Raw genomic sequence first — 6560 nt, 5'->3', positions numbered from 1 at the left:
TGAGGGCTGTGCAGACAAAAACTTATTTAGCGATGGTCAGTTCTTCGACAGAAAAAGAAGAAAAACTTGTTGCGCTAAACGCGCTATTCCGTCCAGGGCCTGGGCAACCTGCCGAAGATGGCATTCCCCTGCCTTTAATCGAATTACTGAAAAGGCCATAAGGATATAATTGGCGCGCCCTGGTGGATTCGAACCACCGACCTGCCGCTTAGAAGGCGGCTGCTCTATCCAACTGAGCTAAGGGCGCCCAGGATATGGCGCGCCCGGATTATAGCGCGCCCCTGCGTTAACGGACTCTGTTGAAGGCGTAATTGTCGGCGTAGGCGCGGCGGGCGAGCTTGCGCTCATGCGGCTCTTCTACGTCGTAGGGAATGCCCTTGCGCTCGGCATAGCTGATCGCGGCTTCCTTGGTGTCGAATTTCAGGGTGACCTGGCTGAGCGTGCCTTCGCTGCCCGACCACCCCATCAGGGGCTCGACGAAGCGGGCATCGGCGGTGTCGTAATCCAGGCGCCAGCCATGGGTCTGGGCGCGGCCGGATTGCATGGCGGTTTTCGGCGGCTGATAGATGCGGGCTTTCATCGGGGCAACCTCGATTGCAAAAAACCAAATAACCGGCAGCGGGCCAAATAACCGGCGGCTGGTCGGGGCGAGAGGATTTGAACCTCCGGCTTCCTGCTCCCAAAGCAGGCGCTCTACCAGGCTGAGCTACACCCCGATGGCCGGTTTTCCGAGCTTATCGCGGGGCTATTTAGCACAGGCAAGCCCGGTTCAGCCAGCCTTAGCCATCAAGGCTTTATGGTTACGGCTTTCTGCCGAAAATCGCGTGATCCACCCGGTCGCCGGCCTTGATGCCAAGCCGGCTGGCAACGCCGCCGTTCAATTCCAGCACCGCGCGCACCGGCCCCAGCGAGTTGATGCCGGTCTCGTCGCGCGGGATGGCGCGCTGGTGGATATTCAGGATCGTGCCGTCGGCCTTGATGAACAGCATGTCGAGCGGGATCAGGGTGTTGCGCATCCAGAAAGACGCCATCTGCTCGGTCTTGAAATCGAACAGCATGCCGGCATCGGCCGCCATCTGGGTGCGAAACATCAGGCCGCGGCTGCGGCTGTTATCTGTATCGGCCAACTCAACCCGGAAACGCTTGGGGCCCTGGGCGGTGTGAATCACCAGATCGCTTTGCGGCAAGGTGGGCTGCGCCTGGCCCCAGGCCGGGGGCGCAAGCTGGCCGAGGGCCAAGAGCGGCAGCAGAACCAGTAGCAATGCCAGAAACCAACGCCGCGTCATCTCACTCACCTCAGCTCTCACGCTACACGCCTCTTTGGCGCGCCTGCCGGGCCAGGGCGCGCACCCCATCGCGGATCGCGCCGCCGCGCCATGGATCGGCCAGGCGGGTCGTCCAATGCTCCGGCGGCCAGGATGCATACTGGCTGCGCCCGGCCAGGCGGTTCCAGCTCAGCCCCTGCAACACCGCCTCGGCCTCGGGCGGCAACCGCTCGGCTATTTCGAAGCCGTTCAGCCCGGCCCAGATGCCACTCCAGCAGCGGGCCACCGTCCAGGGATTATAGCCCCCGCCGCCCAGCACCAACAGGCGCGGCGCCAGTTCTTTCAACACAGCCACCGCCTGCCACAGCGCGCCATTGCCCAGCTCCTGCTTGGCCAGCGGGTCTTCCGCCAAGGCATCGGCGCCGCATTGGATCACCAGCGCCTGCGGCGCGAAATCCGCCACCAGCGGCGCGATGGCGTCATGCAGCAGCAGGCTCATCTCATCGTCATGCATGCCCGGCGGCACCGGAAAGTTGAACAGGTTGCCGATGCCATGATCCTCCGCCGCGCCCGATTTGGGCCAGCGCCCGGCTTCATGCACCGAAACGAACAGCACGCGCGGATCGGCATTGAATGCGGCTTCCACGCCATCGCCGTGATGCACATCCAGATCCACATAGGCCACACGATCCAGGCCGCGATCCAGCCAATGCAGTATCGCCAGCACCGCATCGTTGAAATAGCAAAAGCCCGAGGCCCGCGCCGGCTGGCCATGATGGGTGCCGCCGCCCGGGCTGTATACGATGCCCGCTTGCTGCAACAGATGCGCCGCTGCAATCAGGCTGCCGCCCACGCCGGTGGCCGGCCGGCGAAACATCGTGCCATAGATCGGATTGCCGCCACGCCCGAGATTGTAGCGCTCGCTCTGCTCCGGCTCGATGCTCAGCCGCCGCTCTGCTTCGGCCACGGCGGCCACGTAATCGGGCGTATGGAACCGGATCAGTTCATCCACACCTGCTGGGCGGCTCTCGCGGTAGTTCGCCGCGTCCAGCCAGCCCATGGCGGCGCAGACATCCATCACGGCCGAAACCCGCGGGATCGACAGCGGGTGCTTCGAGCCCAGATGGGAATGCCGGTAGATCTCGTTGCCTATGAAAAGCGGGGTGGCCATGGCGGGGCCATTCTTGGCCAGTTCGCGCCGTTCGCCAATCTTTGGAAACCCATCAGATATGATTTCATGTGCAAATAAATGCGTGTTTACCTACCACATTACCGCAGTAATTATTTATTTCCGGCAGATAACAACTTTTTTAAGTCATGGACACAACAACGACACGAATATTTGTTGATATCCGCATTACAGGTAGTATCATACATCTTATGGTGTAATCCGGGACCAAAAAATCACACGCAGCACCGCCAATCCTGCGCATCCAAGGTTTTTCCTAGTAACTGGTTTTTCCGTAAAGGTACTGAAAGCAGATGTCCGGCAGAAGAAATTCTGCATTGTCTTTGAGGATTGTAGCGCTGGTGGCAATCGTGGCCCTGCCCACCCTGCTGCTTGCCTTGCATTTCACCGATAATCGGCGCGCCCAGGAACGAGAGCATATCCAGGCCGAATCCCTGATCCTGGCCCGTGGGCTGGCGCAACAGCAGGGGCTGACCCTGCGGCGCTTGCGCAATCAGCTCGACACGCTCACCCGCTTTCCTGAAATGCTGGCATCGCAAGCCTGTGCGCAGCGGTTGAACAGCCTGATGCTGGTGGAGCCCAACTACTTCCAGATCACCGTGGTGGACCCGAAGGGCGACATCACCTGCTCGGCACAGCCGACCCCCGCCATCAACATCGCCGACCGCGCGTATTTCCAGCAGGCCATGCAGGAACGCCGCTTCGTGCTGAGCCATGTGCTGCAAACCCGCACCGCGCAACGCTGGACCCTGGTGGCCGCGCAGCCGGTGATCGTGGATGATGCCGTGGTTTCGGTGATCGCCGCGGCGCTGGATTTCAGCCTCACCCAACAGGTTCTGGCCAATCTGCGCCTGCCGGATCAATCCATCATCAGCATTTCCGACGAGGAAGGCCGCATCATCGCCCGCTGGCCGGCGCCGGAACGTTTTGTCGGCCAGTTGCTGCGCGAGGCGGACAGCTTCAAGGAAGTAGTGAAAACCAAGCCTGAAGGATTTGCGCATTCCGCCGGCCTGGATGGCATTCCGCGCCTGGTGGCCTATTCGCAGGTGCCCGATGCCGGGCTCTATGTACGGGTCGGCGTACCGATGATGGCCATCGACGAGGCCGGCACCGAAGCCCTGCGGGCCGGCATGCTGGCCCTGCTGGCCGTGGTAGTGATCACCGCCACGCTTGCCTGGCTGGGCGCCAGCCGGCTGCTGCTGCGGCCGATCCGGCAATTGTCGGATGCCGCCGAGAGGCTTGGCAGCGGCGACTGGACCGTGCGCACCGGCTTGCCGCATGACAGCCATATCCTCGGCCCACTGGCCGCCAAGCTGGACGAACTCGCCTTCCATGGCCAGAACACCACCCGCGCCTTCCGCACGCTCAGCGCCGGCAACCGCACCCTGCTGCACGAAAGCGTGGAGCCCGAATTGCTCGAAGCCATGTGCCGGGTGGCCGTCACCCAGGGCGGTTACCGCCTGGCCTTCGTTACCTACCTGCAGCATGACGCACAGAAAAGCGTGCGCACCATGGTGCATTTCGGCGTCAACCACGGTTTCCTGGAACAGCTCGATCTCACCTGGGATGAAAGCTCCGAACGCGGCCAGGGCTCGGTGGGTACGGCAATCCGCTCCGGCCAACCCGATATCGTGCGCAGCCTGCACAACGACCCGCGCTTCAAACCCTGGCGCGAAGCCGCCGATAAACATGGTTTCGGCTCGATCATCTCGTTGCCCTTGAAGGTGGACAACCAGGTGATCGGCACCTTCACGCTGCTGGCCGCCGAGGAAGATTCCTTCAACGAACAGGAAGTGACGCTGCTGGAGGAAATGGCGCAGGATCTGTCCTTCGGCATCCAGGTGATCCGCGCCAATGAACGCCGGCTGCGTGCCGAACGCGAGGCCGAGCGCGTGCTGACGCATGACAGCCTCACCGGCCTGCCCAACCGCGCCCTGCTGGTGCAGATGCTGGACGAAGCCATCAACCGCAGCAAGGAAGAGCAGAATCCGATCAGCGTGCTGTCGATCTACCTGCCGCGCCTGCAGGAAGTGTTCGATGGCTTCGGCTATGATCCGGGCAACACCGTGATCCGCCATGTGGCCGAGCGGCTGGCTGCCATGCCCGACATCACCCCGATGCTGGCGCGGATATCCACCAGCGAATTCGGCCTCTACCTGCTGGGGCAGAATGCACCCAGCGCCTCCAAGATCGCCAAGCGGCTGCAGGCCGCTTTTCAAGAGCCCGTACCGGTGCGGGAAGCCCAGATCGACGTGGCCGCCACCATCGGCATGAGTTTCTTCCCCGGCCATGGCGACGATGCCGAAGCGCTGCTGCGCCGGGCCTCCATCGCCGCCCGCGAAGGCGCCAATAAGGATGCGCGCTATTTCATCTATCGCGGCGCCACCGAACGCGAAAATCCCGAACGCCTGGCGATTGCCGCCGAATTGCGCTCGGCCATCGCGCGGCGCGAATTGCAGTTGGTTTTCCAACCGAAATTCGATCTGGTGACCGGCGAAATGTCTGGTTCGGAGGCCCTGGTGCGCTGGCCGCATCCCACGCGCGGCTATCTGCCGCCGGCCAAATTCGTGCCCTTGGCGGAAGAGACCGGCCTGATCCGCGCCATGACCAATTTCGTGGTGGATGCCGCGATCCGCCAGCAGCATGCCTGGGCCGAAAACGGCCGCATGCTGCCCATCGCCGTGAACCTATCGGCCAAGAGCCTCAACGATCCAGGTTTCCTCGATACATTCGAATCCCTGCTCGAAACCTGGGGCGTGCCGGCCAACATGATAGATATCGAGCTGACCGAAAGCGCGCTGGCCGATGATCCCGAGCATGCCAATGTGTTTCTCGGCCGCCTGCGCCAGCTTGGATCGAAAATCTATATCGATGATTTCGGCACCGGCTATTCCTCGCTGAACTACCTGGTCAGCCTGCCGGTACATGCGCTGAAGATCGATCGCTCTTTCGTGCGCCAGATGGGAAACAGCCGCGAGGCCTATTCGGTCGTGGCCTCGATCATCTCCATGGCCCACAACCTCGAACTGCGCGTGCTGGCCGAGGGCGTGGAGACCGAGGAAGACGCCGCGATGCTGCGCAAGCTGGGCTGCGACGAGGTGCAAGGCTATCTCTATGCCAAGCCGCTTGCGCCGAAGGATTTCGCCAGCGAGTTCCTGCAGGAAAAAACCGAAGATTGACGCAGGGCTTGCCAGCGCCGCCTTTGCGTCCTAATAATGCGTCACTGCCCTGAGGGGGAGCCGATGAACGGCTGAGAGGTTCGCGCGAGCGAACGACCCCTCGAACCTGATCCGGGTAATGCCGGCGATAGGGATCAGAGGCGTGAGCGAGACACGGACCTATTCTCATTCCGATTCCGGATTCCGTATCCGGCTATCCGGGCCATCCTTCGGTTTTGAAACCGGGGCCCCACCCCTGCTTGCAGCCTACGATCTGGCGCTCGCCAGCGGCGAATGGATTGCCCTGCTGGGCCCCAGCGGCGTGGGCAAAAGCAGCCTGCTGCGTGCCATGGCTGGCCTGCTGCCGGGGCATACAGGCAGCGGAAAACTGCGCGATATCGCCTGGATGGCCCAATCCGATCTGCTGCTGCCCTGGTTGAATGTGCTGGAAAACACCCTGCTGGGCGCCCGTCTGCGCGGCCAGGTGCCAGACCGCGATGCGGCGCTGGCCTTGCTGGGTCGCTGCGGCCTGCTGACGGCGCAACACAAACTGCCGGCGCAGCTTTCGGGCGGCATGCGGCAACGCGCGGCCCTGGCCCGCACCTTCATGGAAAACCGTCCGCTGGTGTTGATGGATGAGCCTTTCACCGCACTGGATCCGGTGCGGCGCGGCGATTTGCATGCGCTGGCCTGCGACCTGCTGCGGCAGCGTGCGGTGATCTTCGTTACCCATGATCCCGCCGAAGCCTTGGCTCTGGCTGATCGCATCTATGTGCTGGCCGGCACCCCGGCAAAACTGGAGTTGATCGCACAAACCGATGCGCCGCGTCCGCGCGACCCGCTGGATGCCGCATGGCTGCCCGATCTGCGGCGCATTCAGGCCGCACTGAAACAGGCCGCCCTGCAACAGGCTGTGCTGCCATGATGCGCGGATCGCTCACGCTGCTT

At 62.7% G+C, this 6560-nt stretch carries 5 protein-coding genes, 2 tRNA genes and 1 riboswitch; of the genes, 2 read left to right on the top strand and 5 right to left on the bottom strand.

The features are described from left to right. Nucleotides 1-170 precede the first annotated feature (170 nt). From KF827_RS19340 to KF827_RS19320, 5 genes are all read right to left on the bottom strand, one after another. Nucleotides 171-247: transfer RNA gene (locus tag KF827_RS19340), tRNA-Arg, on the bottom strand. Nucleotides 248-286: 39 nt separating this feature from the next. After that, nucleotides 287-580, bottom strand: a complete 294-nt coding sequence (locus tag KF827_RS19335) for an ETC complex I subunit (RefSeq protein WP_291009207.1) — start codon at nt 578-580, stop codon at nt 287-289. A 59-nt stretch (nt 581-639) separates the two neighbouring features. Next, nucleotides 640-716: transfer RNA gene (locus KF827_RS19330), tRNA-Pro, on the bottom strand. 84 nt (nt 717-800) lie between these two features. Further along, nucleotides 801-1286 (bottom strand): DUF192 domain-containing protein, encoded by a 486-nt coding sequence (locus KF827_RS19325; protein WP_291009204.1) that lies wholly within the window; start codon nt 1284-1286, stop codon nt 801-803. A gap of 22 nt (nt 1287-1308) precedes the next feature. Then, a complete protein-coding gene (locus KF827_RS19320) occupies nt 1309-2436 on the bottom strand; it encodes an acetoin utilization protein AcuC (RefSeq protein ID WP_291009201.1) in 1128 nt (375 codons plus the stop codon). Between the two features lie 359 nt (nt 2437-2795). Between KF827_RS19320 and KF827_RS19315 the strand changes: the two genes are divergently transcribed. Together KF827_RS19315 and KF827_RS19310 are read left to right on the top strand one after the other, a co-directional pair. Beyond that, nucleotides 2796-5633, top strand: a complete 2838-nt coding sequence (locus KF827_RS19315; protein WP_291009198.1) for an EAL domain-containing protein — start codon at nt 2796-2798, stop codon at nt 5631-5633. 43 nt (nt 5634-5676) lie between these two features. Then, nucleotides 5677-5784, top strand: a riboswitch (TPP riboswitch). Beyond that, a complete protein-coding gene (locus KF827_RS19310; RefSeq protein ID WP_291009195.1) occupies nt 5776-6537 on the top strand; it encodes an ABC transporter ATP-binding protein in 762 nt (253 codons plus the stop codon). Its footprint overlaps the riboswitch before it by 9 nt. The last annotated feature ends 23 nt before the right edge of the window (nt 6538-6560 follow it).

The organism is Ferrovibrio sp. (assembly GCF_019636075.1).
Taxonomy (GTDB): Bacteria; Pseudomonadota; Alphaproteobacteria; order Ferrovibrionales; family Ferrovibrionaceae; genus Ferrovibrio.
Note: the sequence above shows the minus strand (reverse complement) of the source record. Positions and strands in the feature narration are given on the sequence as shown.

Bases quoted from the DNA above. Each gene is read 5' to 3' on its own strand.
- KF827_RS19335 (WP_291009207.1), bottom strand. From the start codon at position 580: ATGAAAGCCCGCATCTATCAGCCGCCGAAAACCGCCATGCAATCCGGC.
- KF827_RS19325 (WP_291009204.1), bottom strand. From the start codon at position 1,286: ATGACGCGGCGTTGGTTTCTGGCATTGCTACTGGTTCTGCTGCCGCTC.
- KF827_RS19320 (WP_291009201.1), bottom strand. From the start codon at position 2,436: ATGGCCACCCCGCTTTTCATAGGCAACGAGATCTACCGGCATTCCCAT.